Annotated in this window: 16 protein-coding genes; 5 read left to right on the plus strand and 11 right to left on the minus strand. The window is 70.1% G+C overall.

Going from position 1 to position 19425, the window contains the following annotated elements; translation table 11 throughout:
* The first annotated feature begins 24 nt into the window (after positions 1 to 24).
* Positions 25 to 780, plus strand: a complete 756-nt coding sequence (locus tag LEL84_RS04495; protein WP_058253209.1) for a PIG-L family deacetylase — start codon at positions 25 to 27, stop codon at positions 778 to 780.
* Here the strand turns inward: LEL84_RS04495 and recD are convergent.
* The 4 genes from recD to LEL84_RS04515 are packed head-to-tail and all read right to left on the minus strand — an operon-like array spanning position 777 to position 10021.
* The gene (gene recD, locus LEL84_RS04500) at positions 777 to 2639 is read right to left on the minus strand and encodes an exodeoxyribonuclease V subunit alpha (protein WP_226513427.1); all 1863 of its coding nucleotides are present in this window, start codon (positions 2637 to 2639) and stop codon (positions 777 to 779) included. The genes LEL84_RS04495 and recD overlap by 4 nt on opposite strands.
* A complete protein-coding gene (locus tag LEL84_RS04505; protein WP_226513428.1) occupies positions 2636 to 6019 on the minus strand; it encodes a UvrD-helicase domain-containing protein in 3384 nt (1127 codons plus the stop codon). Before LEL84_RS04505 ends, recD begins: the two co-directional genes overlap by 4 nt.
* Positions 6016 to 9474, minus strand: coding sequence for an exodeoxyribonuclease V subunit gamma (gene recC, locus LEL84_RS04510; protein ID WP_226513429.1), 3459 nt, complete (start codon positions 9472 to 9474; stop codon positions 6016 to 6018). Before recC ends, LEL84_RS04505 begins: the two co-directional genes overlap by 4 nt.
* Before the next feature lie 31 nt (positions 9475 to 9505).
* Complete coding sequence (locus tag LEL84_RS04515) at positions 9506 to 10021, minus strand: acyl-CoA thioesterase (protein WP_065629855.1); 516 nt, start codon at positions 10019 to 10021, stop codon at positions 9506 to 9508.
* 133 nt (positions 10022 to 10154) lie between these two features.
* Here LEL84_RS04515 and LEL84_RS04520 point away from each other — a divergent pair, with 133 nt between their 5' ends.
* Positions 10155 to 10760 (plus strand): GNAT family N-acetyltransferase, encoded by a 606-nt coding sequence (locus tag LEL84_RS04520; protein WP_068972431.1) that lies wholly within the window; start codon positions 10155 to 10157, stop codon positions 10758 to 10760.
* A 170-nt stretch (positions 10761 to 10930) separates the two neighbouring features.
* Positions 10931 to 12448: an NAD(P)/FAD-dependent oxidoreductase gene (locus LEL84_RS04525; RefSeq protein WP_058253203.1), complete on the plus strand. Its 1518-nt coding sequence runs from the start codon at positions 10931 to 10933 to the stop codon at positions 12446 to 12448.
* 36 nt (positions 12449 to 12484) lie between these two features.
* On the opposite strand, the gene LEL84_RS04530 is transcribed toward LEL84_RS04525, so the two are convergent.
* The 7 genes from LEL84_RS04530 to LEL84_RS04560 form a co-directional block, all read right to left on the minus strand.
* On the minus strand, positions 12485 to 13213 hold the full coding sequence (locus LEL84_RS04530; protein ID WP_226513430.1) for an urease accessory protein UreD: 729 nt from the start codon (positions 13211 to 13213) through the stop codon (positions 12485 to 12487).
* 2 nt (positions 13214 to 13215) lie between these two features.
* Entirely contained in the window at positions 13216 to 13902 is a 687-nt protein-coding gene (ureG, locus tag LEL84_RS04535; RefSeq protein ID WP_065629852.1) for an urease accessory protein UreG, read from the minus strand.
* Between the two features lie 61 nt (positions 13903 to 13963).
* A complete protein-coding gene (locus tag LEL84_RS04540) occupies positions 13964 to 14629 on the minus strand; it encodes an urease accessory protein UreF (RefSeq protein ID WP_068972433.1) in 666 nt (221 codons plus the stop codon).
* Entirely contained in the window at positions 14629 to 16347 is a 1719-nt protein-coding gene (locus LEL84_RS04545) for an urease subunit alpha (RefSeq protein ID WP_065629850.1), read from the minus strand. The genes LEL84_RS04540 and LEL84_RS04545 overlap by 1 nt, the downstream gene beginning before the upstream one ends.
* Positions 16348 to 16350: 3 nt before the next feature.
* A complete protein-coding gene (locus LEL84_RS04550; protein ID WP_226513431.1) occupies positions 16351 to 16725 on the minus strand; it encodes an urease subunit beta in 375 nt (124 codons plus the stop codon).
* An 85-nt stretch (positions 16726 to 16810) separates the two neighbouring features.
* A complete protein-coding gene (locus LEL84_RS04555) occupies positions 16811 to 17113 on the minus strand; it encodes an urease subunit gamma (protein WP_058253197.1) in 303 nt (100 codons plus the stop codon).
* A gap of 133 nt (positions 17114 to 17246) precedes the next feature.
* Positions 17247 to 17669: a PaaI family thioesterase gene (locus tag LEL84_RS04560; protein WP_226513432.1), complete on the minus strand. Its 423-nt coding sequence runs from the start codon at positions 17667 to 17669 to the stop codon at positions 17247 to 17249.
* Between the two features lie 342 nt (positions 17670 to 18011).
* On the opposite strand from LEL84_RS04560, the gene LEL84_RS04565 reads away from it, so the two are divergent.
* On the plus strand, positions 18012 to 18410 hold the full coding sequence (locus tag LEL84_RS04565; RefSeq protein WP_058253195.1) for a BlaI/MecI/CopY family transcriptional regulator: 399 nt from the start codon (positions 18012 to 18014) through the stop codon (positions 18408 to 18410).
* A 44-nt stretch (positions 18411 to 18454) separates the two neighbouring features.
* A complete protein-coding gene (locus tag LEL84_RS04570) occupies positions 18455 to 19408 on the plus strand; it encodes a M56 family metallopeptidase (RefSeq protein WP_226513433.1) in 954 nt (317 codons plus the stop codon).
* Positions 19409 to 19425: the final 17 nt, after the last annotated feature.

The following is a 19425-nucleotide window of genomic DNA, read 5'->3' on the forward strand; positions in this document are numbered from 1 at the left end:
GGGAACGATCAGGAAGCCAGGTGGATGGGCACACCCCGACTGCTGTTGGTGCACGCGCACCCCGACGACGAATCACTGTGGACCGGTGGACTCATCGCGCGTCACACCGACGCCGGCGGCGAGGTCGACCTCGTGATGTGCACCTGGACCGACGGCACCGTCCGGCACCGCGAACTCGCCGACGCGGTCGACATCCTCGGCATGCCGCGACCACCGATCATGCTCGGCTATGCCGACGACCGGCGACCGGAATCCGCACCCGATGCGCAGCGGCTGTGCGAGGCGTCGTTCGACGAACAGGTCCGTGCGCTCACCCACCACATCCGGGCACTGCAACCCGACATCGTGATCACCTACGACCCGCTGGGTATCTACGGTCACCCCGACCACGTCCACGCGCACCGGCTCGCGTGCGCCGCGGCCGACGCGGCGGCGTCGACGAAGCTCTATCACCGCGCCGGGCCGGCCTGGCGCGTGCGTTCGCTGTACTTCGCCACCATCCCGGAGTGGATGATGGACATCCTCGCGGAGAGCCTGTTCGCGGACATCCCCCGGGAGCAGCTACCCGGCACCCCGGAGTCCGAGATCGACGTGGTCGTCGATGTGTCGGATCTCGCGGCCCGCAAGAGGGCGGCCGTCACCGCCCACCGTTCCGAGATCGATCGCAGCCGGGCCATCTCCGGCTTCATGTCGCTGCCCGACGACATCCAGGAGAAGCTGCTCGGCGTCGAGTGCTATCAGCGCCGCGACCTCGTCCCCGGTGGTTGCGACCTGATCTAGGAGCGGTCGAACGGCGTCACCGCCGATCGCAGACCGCTGGCCCGCTGCACGCGGCGGTCGACCGCCGCGGCCAGCACCTCGGGTGTCCCGACGATCCGCACGTGGTCGCGGGCGCGGGTGATGGCGGTGTACAGCAACTCCCGGGTGAGCAGTTCTGAGCCCGTGGGCGGGAGGATCACCGTGACCTGCCGGAACTGGCTGCCCTGGCTGCGGTGGATGGTCATCGCGTGGACCGACACGACGTCGGCTAGCTGCGTCGGGTGCAGGAGTCGCACCGATCCGCCGCGACGGAAGGCGACCCGGACGCCGTCGGCCCCCTGCGTCCGGCCCTCGGGATCGGCGATCACCACGCCCGTGTCGCCGTTGAACGTCGCCGTCTGGCGGTCGTTGGCGGTGACCAGGATGGGCTGTCCCGCATACCATCCGGCCAGCTCGGCGCCGGCGGTGCCCAGCCACTCGGTGATCCTGGCCGACCAGCCACGGACACCCCATGACCCCTCCCGGTGCGCGCACAGCACCCGGTGGGCGTCGAGCGCGTCGAGCGCCCCGTCGGCATCGGCACGACGGGCCGCTGCCCGCAGCGCCCGGCCCCATTCGACGAGATCGGCACGGACGGCATCGAGGTCGTCGGGCGCCACGAGTTCGACGTTCGGGACGTCGTCCGCGGCGACCAGTCTCAGGACTTCGTCCGCGTCACCGGCGTTCACGGCCGCCGCGACCCGCGAGATGCCGCCGCCGAAACGGAATTGGCGCCGCAGGGTGATCACGCCACCGGCGAGATGATCGGTGTCCTCGGGTTCCAGTTCATGATCGGCATCCAGGCCCACCGCCTCGAGCGCGGCCTGTGATACCGCCGTCACGGTTCCCGAATCTCCTTGCACTCTAGCGATATCCGCCCGTTCGACGAGATCCGCGAGCACCGCTCCGGCCTCGACCGACGCGAGCTGATGCGGGTCACCGACGAAGATCACCCGTGCATCCGGACGGACTGCGTCGAGCAGACGGCTCATCGCGGTCATCGACAGCATCGAGGTCTCGTCGACGACGATGACGTCGTGCGGCAGTGTCCGCCCGCGGCCGTACCTCGGGTTGGCACCCGGGCGCCAGCCGAGCAACGAGTGGAGCGTGACGGCGTGCGCCGTGACGGGAACCGTCGACTCCGCTTCCACCGAGGCCTGCAGCTGAGCCGCCGCCCGGCCCGTCGGCGCGCACAGTCCGATACGGAGGCCGGGTCCCTGCAGGGCGTCCAGTACCGCGAGAATGCGTGCGACCGTGTAGGTCTTGCCGGTGCCGGGACCGCCCGCCAGGACGGTGGTCCAGCGGGTCGCGGCGACCGCTGCCGCCAGCTTCTGCAGGTGCCCGTCCTCGGGCGAGGTGTAGACGGCGGCTATCGCAGCGCGCAGCGCATCGGCTTCGACCACGGGTGTCGTCTGTGCGCGGCGGGCCAGCGTCTCGCGGATCGTCTGTTCCTGCCGAAAGTACTTCTGGAGGTACACCAGCGGCCCATCGATGGACCGTCTCACCACCAACGGACGCAACGGACCCGCCTCGCTGCCCGCGACGAGCGGGCTCTCGAGCAGTGCGTCGAGCACCGCATCGGACGACGGGATGGTGAGGTCGGCGGTGTCGTCGCCGGCCAGCTCGCCCAAACGGTCCAGCGCGAGGCACGTCGAACCGAGCCGCACCGCACGGACCGCCAGCGCGGCGCCGAGACGCGCGGTCTCGGACACCGGCTCGGCGCACATCGTCACGAGACGGTCGGTGATGTGCACGTCCGCGGCGGCGAGGACTCCGGCCTCGTTCCATTCGGCGAGCACACCGGTGGCCCACTCCACCACCTGGACGTCGGACACGGTCATCGGGACGCTCCCGCCAGTGCATCGGACAATGCGAGGATCAGGTCTGCGGGCAGATCCCACTCGAACACGCCGCAACCGGGCGGCGTGCCCGGCCCGGCCATCCCGCGCACGAAGTGGTACTGCACCGGGCCGAGATGCCGGACCGGATCGTAGCCGACGACGCGCCAGCGCAGATACCTGTGCAGCGCAACCGAATACAGCATCGCCTGCAGCGGATAGTGGGCGGCGATCATCTCGCCTGCCATGGCCTCGGTGTCGAAGTCCTCGACGACCAGGTCCCCCGCCCGGATGCGGTTGGTCTTGTAGTCGACGACCACGTAGCGGCCGTCCGGGGTGCGCAGCACCGAGTCGATGCTGCCCGTCAGGAAGCCGCGCAGTTCACGATCGGGGAGCTCGCGGAGGTGATCGACGTAGTCACGCAACGGATCGTCGTCGGGCAGATACCGGTCCAGCAGTTCGGCGAACACCCCCGGCGTCGCCCCACGGGCGCCGGGGGCGCGATCCGGCGGCCCCAGTGGGAGCTCGAAGTCGAGCTCGGCGAGGCGATCTCCCGGCTCGACGCCCCAGAGATCGCCGAAACCGAGTGGCGTGGTGAGGACGCCGACGAGCGCGGCGACCAGTACGTCGGCGTCGATGTCGGCCGGCAGGACCCCGAGTGCGCGCGAACACAATTCGCGCACGTGGGTTTCGATGTCGGGCTCCGAGGTGTCGACGTATTCGAGGACCTCGTGCACCAGGGTGCCGAACGCCGCCCCGTAGGGCAGCCCGTTCATAAGCGACGGCGTTCCCGCTCGGCGCCCCTCGGCGGGCGGCTCGTCGAGCTCGATCGGGTCGGCGACCGGCTCGTCACCGAGGATGTCGTCGGCCGGTTCGCTGCCGGTGGTGACGACAGAACCGGCGGGCCCCCCGGGTGCGCCGTGCGCGACGTCGGCGACGATGGCCGAGTACGACGTGCGACGCCATTCCTGATCGATGGCGCGCCGGAACCGCGCGACCCCGAGGGTCGCCGTCTCGACATCGGCGTGCGGCGGGGCCGCCACCGCACCGGCCTCGATCCGGCCGGCGGGCTCGACCGAGATCGCGGCATCGCGCCCGGTCAGGGTGCGCAGGACGCCGACGCACGTGGCGTCGTCGTCGGGTATGGGGACGTCGGGGGCGACCGACCACACCGATTCGCCGGTCTCGGAAGGGATTCGGGTCGCGGTGTCGCGCCCGAAGATCAGCCGGTGCAGCGGCCCGCTCGTGGTGTTCATCGACGGCGCCCACCACGCCACGACCTGCGATTGCGCCCGCGTCAGCGCGACGTAGAGCAGCCGGAGGTCTTCGCCGGCCGTCTCCTCGGCGTACCGCTTGCGCCGCGCCGCGCGGCCGGGCGCCTGCCCGCCACCGACATCGAGACGCCGGGTACCCGACTCGTCGTGGTAGGTGATGTTGCCGCGGTCGCCGATCCACGTCCCGTCCCAGCCGTAGGGCACGTAGACGATCGGGAACTGCAGGCCCTTGCTGGCATGCACGGTCATGATCTGGACGGCCTGGGTGTCGCGGTCGAGTCGTCGACTCTGGTCTTCGTATCGCTGGCGCGCGGACGTGTCGGCGATCCGCTCGGCCAGCCACTCGACGAGGCCGCTGACTCCCGCCGAGGTCTCGACCACGTGCTTGTTGCAGAGCGCGGACACCTGCAGGAGATCGGTGAGGATGCGTTCACCGTTCTCGGTGGCCAGGACGCGCGCGGCGACACCGTGCGAGTCGAGCAGGCGCTGCGCCATCGCGGCGAACCCGCCCTGCACGAACACCCGTCCCAGCGATGCCAATTCGGCCCCGAGCTCGGCGACCTCGGGTTCGCCTGCGGTGGCCACCTTCTCGATCGACCAGCCGAGCAGGGTCGTGAGCGCCGCCAACCGCACGCGGTCCGCGCGGGAGGGTTGTTCGACGGCACGCATCACCCACAGCCAGTGCTGGGCCGCGGTCGTGGAGAACACGTTGACCCCCGACCCGATCACCGAGTTGATGCCGCGCTCGGCGAGCTCCCGCTGGAGCGGCTCGATGGTGCTGTTGAGTCGCACCAGGATCGCGATGTCGCCGGGATTCACCGGGCGGGAGGTTCCGTCGACCTCGAGCCGAGCGCCCTGGGCGAGGGTCTGCGCGATGTCGTCGGCGACATCGACCGCGATCCGGTCGCGGACGTCCTTCACCGCGGGCAGGTTGTAGGCGTTACGGGACGTGAAGTCGGTGCGCAGGAACGCGCGGATGCGTAGCGGCGGACGACCGTCGAGCCGGCTGCCCGGGTGTGCCGCCGAGACCGGATGCACCACGATGCCCGGATGTCCCAGCGCCGCTTCGCCGTACAGATGTCCGAGGGCGTCGACGAGCGCGCCGTCGGATCGCCGGTTCACGTCGAGCGCCTGCAAGGTGTCGGCCGAGGACACCGCGGCGAGGTAGCTCAGGACCTCGGCACCGCGGAACCCGTAGATCGACTGTTTGGGGTCGCCGACGAGGATGAGTCGGCGATGGCCGTGGAAACACCGGCGCAGGATGTCCCACTGCAACGGGTCCGTGTCCTGGAACTCGTCGACCAGGACCACGGTGAAGGTGTTGCGGATACGTTCGCACGCGCGCTCGCCGACCACCGGGTCGGTCACGATGCGTTGCAGGATGGCCTGCAGGTCGTCGTAGGTCCGTACGCGCGCATCACGTTTGCGCGCCTCGACGATGCGGCGGACCGCGGACGCGAAACTTACCCGACGGGCGGCCACCGCATCGCCACCCGGCCCGTCGGTCGACTCGGAGGTGTCCGGCGCCAGTGCGACCGACGCCTGGCGTACCGCGTCGCGGGCGATCGACCGCGCCTCGGTGAAGTCGAATTCCGGTGTGTCGCTTGCCCAGAAGCCGCGCAGGTAGAGGTCCAGCGCCACCTCTTCGGTGAGTTCGTCGACCTCTTCGACGATCGAGTAGACCAGTTCACGCTCACCCAGGAACCCCAGCGCCTCCAGCATGCGGTTGCAGAACGTGTGGGTGGTCGCGATCGTCGACGCGTCGAAGTCGCTCAGAGCGCGGGCGAGATTGCGACGACGGGTGGCGACCTCGTCCGGTGCTCCCTGCGCCAGCATCTGCAGCAGCGCGTCGTGGCCGGGGGCGGCACCGGGACGGTCGAGCCCGTCGAGCAACTCGCGCACACGGTCTCGCATGCGTTCGCGCAGCTCGGCGGTCGCGGCCCGGCTGAAGGTCACCAGCAGCATCTCCGAAATCGGGACACCCTCGGCGATGTGCCGTGCCGCGAGTCCGACGATGGCGTAGGTCTTCCCGGTTCCGGCGCTCGCCTCCAGGACCGTGGTGTGATCCGGCAGGTCGGCGGTGACGTCGAAGGTGGCCGGCCGTCTCACGTGCCCTCCCGGTGCTGATCGAGTGGCACCCACACGGTTCGGGCCAGCCCGGCGAACAACGGTTCGTCGTCGGCCATGCGCAGTTCGACACCGCCGACGGTGCGGTGGTCGGGTGTCGCGCCGTCGAGGAGGTCGTCGAAATCGATCTCGGCCAGCACGTCCCCGCCGAATGCGAGCTTCACATATGGGTCGTGCGCGGCACCGAATCTGTCGTCGAAGTTCCGGCGGGCGTTGGCGAGCGAGAACGTGCTGCGCCGGCCGGGCCCGTCGTTCTCGACGAACGTGTACGCGGGTTCCAGCGGCAGCGGCAGCGGACGACGAAGACCCTCGTCACGTAGCCGGACGAGGTCGTGGAGCAACGGAACCGGATCCTCGGGGCGCCGGAGTGTGATGGTGGTGGTCCCGCCGCCTCGCGGGGCCCGCCCGATCAGGACCGCCGAGTCCACCGACCGCGCCGCGGCATTGCCCTGGGTCGCGGCGGCGGCCACCGCGAGAAGCGTGATCCAGCCGCTGAGTTGCTGTTTGGCCTTGAGCTTGGAGTACGTCGGCCGCACCAACGCGGCCGGCCCGGTGTCGCCGAACACGTCACCGACCGTTCCGTGCACCCGGCGGCCGTCGGGTAGTCGGACCAGGACGTCGAGGGTCGTGGGAGTCCCTGTGCGCAACGGCTCGACGACGCCGTACAGCCGCGTGACCGTCCGCGAGATCGCGCGGAGCTCGCGGGTGCCGAAGGCGAACGGCGGCAGCGTGCCGCGCCGGAGCTCGGCCGCCTCGCACTCCCCGATGGACACCCCGGTCAGCATCCGGGAGAGGAATCGGTCGCCGATCCCCCACTTGTCCAGTGGTTCCAGTTCGACATCGAGCTGGTCGTCGTGTGGCCGGTCGTCGTCGGGGATGCGGGCACCGAGGCGCTGGCGGACGAACGCCACGATCGGGTCCACGTGGAAGTCGATGAGGGTCGCGAGGTCGATGTCCTCGGTGTCGGGGTTCCGTTCCGGCGCGGGCAGCACCTCGGCAGCGGCGACCACCACGCGCCGCGTCGGCTCGCGTAAGGCCTCGGCTCCGCGAAGCATCGACGCGTCGTGGCTGAACGGCCCCGCGATTCCCGGCACGCCACCGGGGGTGAAGTTCCGCGCGTCGAACCCGTGCAGCGAATGCCGGCGAACGGGACTCACGCCGGTCAGACCGGTGAGCGTGTCGACCAGTTCGCTCACGACCACAGCGGGCGGGATCCGCCGGCCGGAGACGGGGTCGGCGCCACTGTAGAAGACGAGGAGGGCATCTTGCGCGGCGCAGATCGCGTCGAGGAAACACTGCCGGTCCTCGTCCCGCGGATTGCGTTCGCCCACCAGCGGATCGACGCCGAGTACGTCATCCCCGTCGATACGCTGGACACGCGGGAACACCTCGGCGTCGATCCCGAGCAGCACGATCACCCGGTGCGGCACCGAGCGCATCGGCACCATCGTGCACACCGTCAGTTCTCCGGTGCGGAAGTTCGAGCGCGTCGGCCGGCCGGCGACAAGTGCCGACAGGAGGTCCCGCACGTCCGCCAGACGCAGCACCTCCTCCGGCTCGACCGGTCGGGTGTCCCCGAAGGCCTCGCTGAGCATCCGGATCGCCTGTGCGCGTTGCCAATCCTCGGCGGGCTCGGTCGCCGTCAGCGACGAGACGGCGTCGATGAGCGTCTCCGCCCATCGGTGCGCGGGAGCGGCTTCCCGCAGTTCGGCCAGCACCCGACCGAGTCGGTCGAGGAACTCGTCGAACCTGCCGACGAGGTCGATGCCGGTGCTCTCCACTCCGGCGAGCGGCAGTGCGGTACCGAGCCATTCGTCGTCGGCCTCCTCGGCGACGACGCCGAGGGCGATGCGGTCCAGGCCGGCGTCGAAGGTGCCCTGGCGGAACCGTTCGAGACCGTAGCGGGCGCGTTCGGCGACGCCTATCCCCCACCGAACGTTGCTGTGCGCCAGCCATTCCCGGATCAGATCCAGGTCGTCGTCGGTCATCGCGAACCGGGTTCGTACCGGCGGGGCGCCGAGGAGGTCGACGACGTCGCCTGCGGTCACCCGGCCCGCGGCCAGCTCCACGACTCCGACGATCACGTCGAGGATGGGGTTCACGTGGCGGATGCCACGGTCGGCGAGCCGAACTCGGAGGTCGAACGCCGGATGCGGCAGCCCCGCTTGTCCGAATGCGCCACGGATCAGGGGTGCGAAGGTCTCGACGTCCGGGCACATGATGAGGACATCGCGCGGCTGCAGCTCGGGATCGGCGGCGAACAGATGCAGCAACCGATCCCGCAGGACCTCGATCTGCCGCTCGGGCCCGTGACACGCGTGAACCTCGACGGACGGGTCCGCGGAGACGGTCGGGTCCGACGTGTCGGCGAGGCCGGGCGCGGGCGCGAGGCCGGGCGCGGGAGCGAGGTCGTCGCGGATCCCCGACTGGACGACGTGCAGCGCGGTATCGCCGAGCACCGACTCTCGCGGCACATGGTGGAGGTCCCGATCGACGATCGGAGCGAGCCGCAACTGGAGCTCCTGCAGATCACGGGAGAGACCGGCGAGCAGGGGGTTTCGCAGTTCGGGGAGCTCGCACTCCCCGCGTCGCGGTGGGACCCCGTTGCCGGAGTCGAGGTTGACCAGGGCACCGAGTTCCGCCCACAGCCGCGGACTCGGGTGGGGCACGAACAGGTGGACATCGTGGTGGACGGCCGCGGCCGCGGCGATCTGACGGAACGACTCGGTGATCCGCGTCGGCCCGAAGACCGACAGTCGTTCCGGCAATCCCCCCGCCGCGGGGTCGGTGCGCAGCCGATCGCAGACCGCGGCGAGATCCTCCGCGGGATGCGGCCGGCCGATCTCGGCGCGGACCGCGCGCCAGAACCCGGGCTGCCACGCCAGGTCGTCCCGCAGGGGGCGGCCGGCACCGTCGAGATCGTGGCCGGCGGCCCAGTCGGCGATGAGCGACGGGCGCGACCGCCCGTACCGGTCGAACAACTCGGCCAGATGGCGTGCGGTGGCGTAGCGGCGCCCGATCCGGGGCGAGGAGGTGTCGCCCGCGCCGATGTGCCGCGCGATCACGTCGAGCGCGGGGTCGTCGACACGGTCGTCGAGGACACGCAGCACCGGCCACGTCAGTTCGGCCGCACGCCACGGATCGTCCGGCGCCGTCAGCGAGCCCGAAGTGTTGAGACGCGTATCACCGAGCACCGCCGCGACGATGGCGTCAGCCAGGCGGGACGGTCCGGTGAAGTCGATGTTGGCCGCGATCCCGTCGTCGCCGGCCCCTGCCCCCAGGCGTCGGGCCAGATCCTGGGCGAGCCACCGCTCGACTCCCGCGGCGGGAACCGACACGATCTCGGGGCGCATCGGGTCGCCCAGCGGGTGCGCGAGGACCTCGGCCAGCGCATCGGCCAGCGTGTCGGTGCGTTCGGCGCGGTGCAGGATGAGCATGGGACGGCTGTGACTCCGGGGCCCGGCCCGGTCAGCCCGCGGCGTTCGACCGGGGCGTGTGGAAACGCACCGGCTCGCCGAGGCGCGCGGTCAGCAGCGGCCGGGCGTCGTCGGGAATCGGGGTGGGTCGGCCGGTGTCCGGGTCGACGACGACCATCGTGGTCTCGGCCGTGGCGCACAGCGTCCCGGACTGGTCGAACAGGCGCAGGGCCATGACGAACGACGACCGGCCCACGCGTCCGATGCAGGTGCGCACGTGCACCGGGTCGAGCGAGTAGTGCACGGGAGCGGAGAACTCGATGTCCTGACGCGCGACGAGGAACGAGAACTTCCGCGGCCGGTCGGGCATCCATTCATAGAACGAACGCACCCGGCTCTCCTCGAAGATCCTGGAGATCTGCACGTTGTTGATGTGGTTGTTGATGTCCATGTCGCCCCAGCGCAGCGCGACCGGGATGTCGAGGACGTAGTCCGGTCCGGCGGAACCGGCTGCGGTTGCCTCGGGATCGAGGGCATCTGGGTCGGGGGCATCTCGGTGGGGGGCCACGGCGCGATCTTAGTGCGGGACACGCGTACGACGAACTGCAGGAGGCACAGCCGACCAGACCGTAGACTCACTCGCCGGGGCAGGACGTCAGGCGAATCGGTGCGCGCACCCCCGCGCGCGGTGAGGGGCTCGGGTGAACATCGACACGGCACGGGCTCGGCTGCGCCCGGTGTCCGCCGTCGATGTCGAAGAGCTCGTCCACCTCGACAGCGATCCCGAGGTCATGCGGTACGTGAGCGGCGGTGCCGCGACACCGCGCGCCGTGATCGAGGACTGGGTGGTGCCCCGCGCCGAGACCGAACACCGCAGACACGGCACCGGCACCTGGATCCTGTGCGACCCCGCCACCGCCGCCTTCCTCGGCTGGATCTCGCTGCGCACACCACGGCACAGCAACCGTGCCGAACTCGAACTGAGCTATCGCCTCCGGCGCACGGTGTGGGGCCGCGGCCTCGCGACCGAGGCGGCGTTCGCCCTCGTCGCGTTCGCGTTCGACCACCTCGGCACCGAGCGGGTGTTCGCCAGCACGGTCGCCCGCAACGCGTCGTCGCGCCGCGTGATGGAGAAGCTCGGGATGACGCTCTGCGCCATCCACCTCTGCGACGACGCCGCGGACTCGGCCGAGCTGCTGACCATCCACCCGGACCGCGACCGGTCCGAGGTCGAATACGAGCTCCTCCGGGCCGACTGGCAGGAGCGATCGCAACGATGGTCGTCGGCCGGGGGTCTCACCGCGTGAGCGCAACACCCCTCTGGCCGCGCCAATCGGATCATCATTGACTACCGTTGAGATCGTGCACGGTCGTACTCCGGCCCCGGCGCTACACGGCCCCCTCGGGTAGCACCCCACTCGGGTCCGCCGAAGTCCGCACGACCGTCGCCCAACGACCTGGAAGGAGATGTCTGGAGATGAGCAGCCCCGCCGTCCAGGCCCCCGCTGGAGCAGCCACGACCCGTCGGAAAGTGGTCATCATCGGTTCGGGCTTCGGCGGATTGTTCGCCGCCCAGCGACTGGCCAAGGCCGATGTCGATGTCACGCTGATCGCCAAGACCACTCACCACCTGTTCCAGCCGATGCTCTACCAGGTGGCGACCGGCATCGTCGCCGAGGGCGAGATCGCACCGGCGACCCGCGTGGTCCTGCGCAAGCAGAAGAACACCGCCGTCCTCATGGGTGATGTGTACGACATCGACCTCGAGGCCAAGACCGTCACCTCCCGCCTGCTCGAGCGCATCACGGTCACCCCGTACGACGACCTCATCGTCGCCGCCGGCGCCGATCAGTCGTACTTCGGCAACGATCACTTCGCCGAGTACGCGCCCGGCATGAAGACCATCGACCACGCACTCGAACTGCGCGGTCGGATCCTGGGCGCCTTCGAGCAGGCCGAGCTGTCCCACGACCCCGCCGAGCGCGCCAAGCTGCTGACCTTCGTGGTCGTCGGCGCCGGCCCCACCGGTGTCGAGTTGGCCGGCCAGATCGCCGAGATGAGCGACAAGACCCTCAAGGGCGCGTTCCGCAACATCGACCCGACCGAGGCCCGGGTGATCCTGCTCGATGCCGCGCCGGCCGTCCTGCCGCCGTTCGGCCCGAAGCTCGGTGGCAAGGCCGCGGCCCGCCTCGAGCGCATGGGCGTCGAGATCCAGCTGAACGCGATGGTCGTCGACGTCGACTACGACGGCCTGGTCGTCAAGGAGAAGGACGGCACCACCCGCCGCATCGAGTCGCAGTGCAAGGTGTGGTCGGCCGGCGTACAGGCCAGCCCGCTCGGCCAGCAGCTCGCCGAGCAGTCGGGCGTCGAACTCGACCGCGCCGGCCGGGTGAAGGTGCTCCCCGACCTCACCATCCCCGGCCATCCCGAGGTGTTCGTCGTCGGCGACATGATGGCCGTCGACGGGGTCCCGGGTGTGGCGCAGGGCGCGATCCAGGGCGGCCGCTATGCCGCGGACGCCATCAAGGCCGAGCTGAAGGGGCAGACCCCCGACCAGCGCAAGCCGTTCAGCTACTACGACAAGGGCTCGATGGCGACCATCTCGCGGTACTCCGCGGTGATGCAGGTCCCGATCCCCGGCATCAAGAAGACCTTCGAGACCGAGGGCTACTTCGCCTGGCTCGGCTGGCTGGCGCTGCACCTCGTGTATCTGGTCGGGTTCCGCAACCGCCTGAACACCCTGATCAACTGGTTCTTCGCGTTCACCACGCGCGGCCGTTCGCAGCTCGCGGTGACCGAGCAGCAGGTCTACGCGCGCACCGCGATCGGCCAGTTGTCGGCGCTCGAGAAGGCCGGCGAGACCTCCGATGCGGAACCGGCGAAGACCGATGCCGGGACGGTGGACACCGCGTCGACCGCTCCCGGGGCGACGGGCTCGGTCCCCACCGAGGGCAAGGACGCCGACGGCAAGGAGTCCGAGGCCGAGGCCAGCTGACCCGCGGGCGGCGGCCGGCCCTTGGGCGGTGGTCGTCTATGGCACGACGGCCAGAGAGTCGATCTCCAGGCCGTCGGCCAGCCGCCGCGCGGTGCTGACCGAGGTCCCGAGGGCGGTGGTCAGACTGGCACCGCCGGCCAGTTGCAGACGAGCGGCGAACTCGGTCCCGTGCACGTCGCCGGGTCGGTTGTCGGGGTAGCGGAACACGCTGCTCGCCGCTCGGTGGCCCGCGGCCCCCGCGGGTGTGCCCTGACCGAGCGAGAGCCGATGGGCCAGCACCAACTGATCGTCGACCTCGACGATCAGACCCCCGGTCCAGGCACCCATCCGGTCGCGGTCGACCAGGGTGGCGTCCGTCATGCTCGCCGCCCGGCCGATCTGGACGTGCTCGTGTAGATCGAGGGTGGCGCCGGCGGCGAGTCGTGCCGTGATGTCCGAGCGGTGGACCGCGCCACCGGCGACGACCGTCGGTTGCGGGTCGATGCGCAGGCGACCACCGTCGCCGACGGCGATCTCCCACCGAGCCGACGAGTCCGGACGGTCGCGGGCCGGCAGCGCGATCGTCGCCGCGACGCTGCCGACTCGCAACTGCGCACCCGGTTCGACCTCGATGCGCACCACGATCTCGTCACCACCGAGCGGCGTGGCGGCGGTGCCGATCAGCTGAACGTGGCCCGGCGCGGTCACCCGCACGCCCAGTCCCCCGACCGCCCGATGACGCACGCCACGCTCGACGGTGGCGACGATGTCGACCTCGGTGCGCATCGTCACCCGGCGGCGACCGGGGCCGCCAGTTGGGCCCGGACCCAGGCCAGCACATCCGTCGCGGCCGGGTCCTGAGTCAGCGAGATCATGGCGGTCTGCCGGCCCTCGCGGACCTTCGCCGCGTCGCGCCGCATGACGTCGAGGTCGGCGTTGACGCGTTCGGCCAGATCGATCTTGTTGATCACCAACAGGTCCGAGAACGTGACGCCGGGTCCGCCCTTGCGGGGCACCTTGTCCCCGCCCGCGACGTCGATGACGAAGATCTGCACGTCGATCAGACCTGTCGAGAATGTCGCGGTGAGATTGTCGCCGCCCGATTCCACGAGGATCAGATCCAGCGGTGGGTTCGCCTCGACGAGATCATCGATGGCGTCGAGATTGGCGGTGATGTCGTCCCGGATGGCGGTGTGCGGACATCCGCCGGTCTGGACGGCGGTGATCCGTTCGTCGGGCAGAACAGCGTTGCGGCGCAGGAAGTCGGCGTCCTCGGTCGTGTAGATGTCGTTGGTCAACACGGCGACCGACAACTCGTCCCGGAGCTGTCGGCACAGTGCGGCCACCAGCGCGGTCTTGCCCGATCCGACCGGGCCACCGACACCGATGCGCAGCGCCTCGCCGGGCTCGCGCTTGCGGCGCGGCCGGTTGTGGTCGTGGGTGTGCGGCTGCCCGTCGATGAGATGCGGGGGCATGGGAACTCCTCTCGGTTCGCGACGGCGACTTCGCCGGGTCACGGGATGGGTGGGGCGATGGTCAGGACATGAACAGCGGCATCGGTTGCCGCTCATGGCGTTCGGCGAAGATGTCGAGCACCGGATCGGACAGGTCCGCCAGGCCGACCGCGGCCTCGGCGGCGACGCGTTCGCACTCGGGACCGAGTTCGGCGATCATGATCGACACGTCGGCCGGGTCGAGTGCGAGCAGGCGCTGGCCGGCAGTCGCCGACCCGCTCATCGTGGTGTACACGAGGATCAGGGCCGTGTGGAAACCCGACAGCGAGGACACCGCGCCGATCGACCCGCTGATGACGGGGAGATGCGTCGACGGCCGGTGGGCCGACCAATCGACGTCCGGCCACATCCGCCGCGCCAGCCGCACCATCCCGCGGCCCTGCGCCAGCGATGCCTTCCGTGCGGCCGCCGACGGTGTGCGCGCATCGGTTTCGCGTTGCGCGCGGGGCACGTCGAGCGCGCCGTCGGCCACGGCCGCCGCCACCGATGCCGCGACGAGACCGCTCGTGGTCACCCGGCGGTACAGGAAGGACGCGAGATCGCCTGCGGTGCGGATGAATCCGTCGGTGATCGCCTGCTCAACGCCACCGGAGTGGACGTGCCCGCCCACCGGTAGACGCGAATCCGCCAGGGCCAGCATCATCGCCAGCGGCGCGGAGGCGCCCGGGTTCGTGTCGTCGGGTCGCATCAGAACAGGAAATACCGTTGCGCCATCGGGAGTTCGGCGACGGGCTCGGACTCCCACACCTCACCGTCGACCCGCACCGTGAACGTGTCGGGGTCGACCTCGATCGTCGGGCAGGCGTCGTTGTTGACCATGTCGGCCTTCCCGACGCCGCGGGTGTTCTTGACCGGGACGAACCTGCGGTCGACCCCGATGCGCCCGGCGAGATCGGCGTCGGCACCCGGGGCGACGAAGCTGACCGACGTCGCGGCCGCGAGTTTCGGTGCGGCACCGAACATCGGGCGCGGGAAGACCGGTTGCGGCGTGGGGATCGAGGCGTTGGCGTCGCCCATCGCCGCCCACGCGATGGCGCCGCCCTTGATGACCAGATCGGGGCGGATCCCGAAGAACGCCGGGTCCCACAGCACGAGGTCGGCGAGCTTACCGACCTCGACGGATCCGATCTCGTCGTCGAAGCCATGCGCACGCGCCGGACAGATCGTGTACTTCGCGATGTAGCGCCGTGCGCGATTGTTGTCCGCCCGACCGTCGCCGGGCAGCGATCCGCGTTTGCGCTTCATCACGTGCGCCGTCTGCCACGTCCGGAGCACGACTTCGCCGATCCGGCCCATCGCCTGCGAGTCCGAGCCGATCATCGAGATGGCGCCCAGGTCGTGGAGCAGGTCCTCGGCCGCGATCGTGGACGGCCGGATCCGGCTCTCGGCGAACGCGAGGTCCTCCGGCACGGTGGGGTTGAGATGGTGGCAGACCATCAACATGTCTAGGTGCTCGTCGAGTGTGTTGACCGTGTGCGGGCGCGTCGGATTCGTCGACGACGGAAGCACATTCGGGTAGGCCGCGACCGTGATGATGTCCGGCGCGTGACCACCGCCGGCACCCTCGGTGTGGTAGGCGTGGATGCCGCGGCCGGCGATCGCGCCGAGGGTCGTCTCCACGAACCCGGCCTCGTTCAGGGTGTCGGAGTGCAGCGCGACCTGGACACCGGTTTCGTCGGCCACCCGCAGGCAGGCGTCGATGGCCGCGGGCGTGCTGCCCCAGTCCTCGTGCAGCTTGAAACCCGAAGCGCCCGCGCGGATCTGCTCGTGCATCGACTCGGCGCTGACGGTGTTGCCCTTGCCGAGGAGCGCGATGTTCATCGGCCAGTGATCGGTCGCGGCGAGGATCGAGGCCAGATGCCATGCGCCGGGTGTCACGGTGGTGGCCTTGCTGCCCTCGGCCGGACCCGTACCGCCGCCGATCACGGTGGTGATCCCGTTGCCCAGCGCCTCGTCCATGATCTGCGGACAGATGAAGTGCACATGGCAGTCGATGGCGCCGGCGGTGACGATCTTGCCGTTGCCGGCGATGATCTCGGTCGACGGCCCGATGACCAGGTCCGGATGCACCCCGTCCATGGTGTCGGGATTGCCCGCCTTGCCCATGGCGACAATGCGACCGTCCCGAATTCCCAGGTCGGCCTTGATGATTCCCCAGTGATCGAGGACCACGACGCCGGTGATGACGGTGTCAGGGGCGCCGTCGGCGCGGGTCGCCCGGCTCTGTCCCATCGACTCGCGGATCACCTTGCCACCGCCGAAGACGGCCTCGTCTCCGGCGCGACCCGGTCCGCCCGACAGGTCCTCGGTGACCTCGATGAGCAGATCGGTGTCGGCGAGGCGGATCAGATCGCCCGTGGTCGGGCCGAACAGCTGTGCGTACCGGTCGCGTCCCAGGATGGCCATGCGTCACTCACTCTCGTCGGTACGGACGGCGTCGACCGGTCCGCAGACGCCGGGGGGCGCCAGGGAGATCCCGTACACCTCGCGGGTTCCGCCGAGTGGGACGAGACCGACGGTCATCTCGATACCCGGCTCGAACCGCACCGCGGTCCCGGCCGGGATGTCGAGGCGACGGCCGTGCGCACGGGCGCGGTCGAAGACCAGTGCCTCATTCGACTGCGGGAAGTGCACGTGACTGCCGACCTGCACCGGACGATCGCCGGAGTTCACGACCCGCAGTTCGACGGCGTCGGCACCCGCGTTGAGCTCGATGGTCCCGTCGGCCGCGATGACCTCACCCGGCACGAGCGTCGATCGCGGCCCGGGATGCGTACCCGACATTTCGGTCTCCTCTGGACTGCTGGTGTTCGATGGACGGGCGCTGGGCGCCACGATCCACCTCGGACGGTGCCCCGACCGAGGGGCGTCAGGCGATGGGGTCGTGCACGGTCACCAGCTTGGTGCCGTCGGGGAACGTCGCCTCCACCTGGACGTCGTGCAGCATCTCCGGCACCCCGTCCATGACGTCGTCGCGCCGGAGCACCTCGCGGCCGGAGGTCATCAGCTCGGCCACCGACCGGCCGTCGCGCGCGCCTTCCAGGACGTGATCGGTGATCAGCGCGACCGACTCCGGGTGGTTGAGCTTCAGGCCGCGCCCCTGCCGCCGCCGGGCCAACTCGGCCGCGTAGGAAATCAACAGCCGTTCTTGTTCATGCGGCGACAGTCGCACCGGGAGCGCTCCTCGAGAGTGTTCGGCCGGACGGTCTGTTCGGTGGGTCCGGCCGGGCAGTAGGGGTCATCCTGCCATGCCGACACGGGGTCGGCGCGCCGAGTGGCGATGGGGTGACGCGGGCCTCAACGGCCTATGTGACCTCGATGTTCTGCAGCCGCACCTGCGATTTGGCCAGCAGCTTTCCGTCCTGGTCGACCATGTCGACAGCCCACAGCTGCTGGCGACGGCCCCGGTGGATCGGGGTGGACGTCGCGGTGACCGTGCCGGCGCGGACGGACCGGAGGAAGTCAGTGTTGTTGTTCACCCCGACGGCGGTGCCGCCGATCCCGGAGTCCTGCAGCCAGAGGAAACCGCTCATGCTGGCGACACTCTCACCGACCGCGCAATAGACACCGCCGTGCACGATGCCGAACGGCTGATGATGACGCTCGGTGATCTCCATCGTGGCCACGATCCGGTCCGGCCCGGCCTCGACGACCTCGAGTCCCAGGACGCCGTCGAGTCCTTTGCCGAATGAATCCCGGAGAACATCGTCCGCACTGTCAGCAGTCATGACGTCAACAGTCGCATGCCGGTCGGGTCGTGGCGACAGCAGTCCGGGACTCGGCGGGGAACCGGGCTCGACCGCCGATCGTTGGCCCCCCGAGGATCCCAGAAGGCCCCGCATCTCTGGGAGATGCGGGGCCTTCCGTGCCGTGGACCGGGGGTCTCTGCAGCCCTCAGGACTCTCGCGCGGTCCGACGTGACACTTAATGTAGGCTAGCCTTACCAACGTGTCAAGCGCCGCAGAAACGGCCACGTCAACGGCGTGCCGCCCCGCGCGAGCGTCGCTCGGCACACCGGCACGCAACAACTGGGTATCCAGCGGACCCACAAACGGAGGCACAGCAGTAAAATGCGAAAGATGAATGGCCTGGGCGACCTCGAACGCGCTGTGATGGACACGTTGTGGGAGAGTTCGACCCCGCAGACCGTGCGGCAGGTACACGCCGCACTGTCCCGGGACCGCTCCCTCGCGTACACGACCGTCATGACGGTCCTGCAGCGACTGGCGAAGAAAAATCTGGTGACGCAGATCCGCGACGACCGGGCCCACAAGTACGTCCCCACCCATCCCCGCGAGGACCTGGTAGCCAGCCTCATGGTCGACGCGCTCAGCGAGGCCGCCGCCCCCGGCTCCCGACACGCGGCCCTGGTGTCCTTCGTCGGTCGCGTGGGCGCCGACGAGGCGGCCGCCCTCCGTTCCGCACTCGATGAACTCGAAGCCGCCCGCGGAACGAGCGACACCGGCTAGATTCGCGGCACCACCACTCGCAGCCCACCCTGAGGAATCATTAGATGACCGCCTTGCTCTTCGGCATCGTCAGCCTGGTGCTCGCCGGACCCGTACCCGAGGCACTGTCCCGGGCCCGCTGGCCGATCCGAGCACCACGCGCGGCGATGACGCTGTGGCAGGCCATTGCCCTGGCCGCCGTGCTGTCGGCGTTCAGCTGTGGCCTGGCGATCGCGGCGAACATCCTCGTGATCGGTCCCGACGGCACCCCGACGACCCACCCGGTCCGTGAGATCGAACGCCTCGGCTGGCCGCTGTGGCTCCTCTGCGTCGGGGTCTTCGTCCTGACCCTGTTCGTCGGCGCGCGGCTGTTCTACACCGTGATCCGCGTCGGCCTGCGCACCCGCGCTCGGCGCAAGGCCCACCGCCAGCTCATCGACATCCTCGACCGCTGTGACCGGACCGACGACGCCGACGACCCGCTCTACGCCCGCGACGTCCGCATGATCGACGTCGAGCAGCCGCTCGCCTACTGCCTGCCCGGCCTCCGCCAGCGTGTCGTGGTCAGCGAAGGCGTCGTACATCGCCTCACCCGGGACGAACTGGTCGCCGTCATCGCGCACGAGCGCGCCCACCTACGTGCCCGGCACGACCTCGTGCTCGAGGCCTTCATCGCACTGCACGAGGCGTTCCCCCGGTTCGTGCGCAGCAGTTCCGCGCTCGGCGCGGCCGAACTCCTCGTCGAGGCACTGGCCGACGACCAGGCCGTCCGCGCGACCACCCCGACGACACTGGGTCGCGCACTGGTCGCCTGCGCCGACGCGGTGGCTCCCCGCGGGGCGATGGCGGTCGGCGGGCCGACGACCCTAACGCGCGTCCACCGCCTCCGCGACGACCGTCCCGCACGCGTTCTCGCGGCCGGCGCCTACATCGCCGCCGCCGCGATCCTGGTCCTCCCGACCCTCGCGGTCGCGATCCCGTGGCTCACCGAGCTCAATCGGCTCATGTCGGCATTCTGACGACTCGTCTTCGCCGC

It is taken from the genome of Gordonia sp. WA4-43, assembly GCF_020520305.1.
Classification (GTDB): domain Bacteria; phylum Actinomycetota; class Actinomycetes; order Mycobacteriales; family Mycobacteriaceae; genus Gordonia; species Gordonia hongkongensis.